The following is a 1,355-nucleotide window of genomic DNA, read 5'->3' as shown; positions in this document are numbered from 1 at the left end:
AACTCATTAACATCCCCGAAGCAGCACCGCTGCGCCGCTCACGCGTAGCGTGCTACGTTCATCAATGGTTAAAAAAGGGCTTAAATATCCCCCCAAAGAAGAGATGCTGTCATTGGGGGAGCTTGAAGCAGAGCTTTTTTAATCGTCTAACAATAGAGTAAATCGCTTATGAATATGATATATTAGGGTGAAAAAACATGAACATGGATAGTAAGTGCATAAAAAAGAAAAGTTATCACTATTTTTACTTCACCCTCGTTACTGGTTAACGTGGTTTGGATTATCAGTCCTTTTTCTATTAGTACAACTACCTTATCCATTACTTGTACGGCTGGGTTCAACGATTGGTAGTTTATCTGGATTCTTCTTAAATCGCAGAAAAGCAATAGCGCGCAGAAATATAGAATTATGCTTTCCTCTTATTTCATTAAATAAAAGAGAAGAACTTATTAAAGATGTTTTTTCTTCGTTAGGAATAGCATTACTTGAGACTGGAATAGCATGGTTCTGGCCTGACAGACGCGTAAGAAAACTATTTACTGTGCATGGAATAACTCACTTACAGAAGGTAACAACAGAGAAGCGCGGCGTCATGGTTATTGGTATACATTTCATGTCGCTAGAACTTGGCGGCAGAATTACAGGATTATGCCAACCGATGATGGCTATGTATCGACCGCACAACAACAAGGTGATGGAATGGGTACAAACCAAGGGACGAATGCGTTCAAATAAGGCAATGATTAATAGAAAAAATTTAAGGGAGATGGTAAAAGCACTAAAAAGTGGGGAATGTGTCTGGTTTGCACCAGACCAAGATTATGGCCCTAAAGGTAGTGTCTTTGCACCTTTCTTTTCTGTTAAAAACGCAGCGACAACAAACGGGACATTTGTATTATCAAAGTTAGCGGAACCAGCTATGTTAACAATAGTACTGATACGCAATAAGGATAAGGATGGATATCGTTTGATAATAGGTGAAGAATTAACTAATTATCCGAAAGATGATAAAGTGGCCGCCGCAGCCTATATGAATAAAGTGGTGGAAAAAGAAATATTACGAGCACCAGAACAGTATCTTTGGTTACACCGTAGATTTAAAACCCGCCCTCAAGGTGAAGATTCCATTTATTGAAAAACAACATCTGAATTAAATTGTAGTAGCTCAAACTAGATCTGACAGTTACCGGTTATTTATACAGTATCTGTCAGGCCAAATTTGATTTAAATCTTTTTCTCTCCAAATTTGTTTTCCATCGTGTAAAGTTGCCATGGGTGTTCGACCGCAACACATTTTTCCTTGATGGTTAGGAATCTCAATCAATACAGTAAGGCATTAATGGAGGTGTTTTGAA

General features: G+C 38.3%; 1 protein-coding gene. It reads left to right on the top strand.

Going from position 1 to position 1,355, the window contains the following annotated elements; all coding sequences use genetic code 11:
- Positions 1-214: 214 nt before the first annotated feature.
- On the top strand, positions 215-1,135 hold the full coding sequence (lpxP, locus tag G468_RS0118015) for a kdo(2)-lipid IV(A) palmitoleoyltransferase (RefSeq protein WP_026824150.1): 921 nt from the start codon (positions 215-217) through the stop codon (positions 1,133-1,135).
- Positions 1,136-1,355: the final 220 nt, after the last annotated feature.

It is taken from the genome of Arsenophonus nasoniae DSM 15247, assembly GCF_000429565.1.
Lineage (GTDB): Bacteria > Pseudomonadota > Gammaproteobacteria > Enterobacterales > Enterobacteriaceae > Arsenophonus > Arsenophonus nasoniae.
Note: the sequence above shows the minus strand (reverse complement) of the source record. Positions and strands in the feature narration are given on the sequence as shown.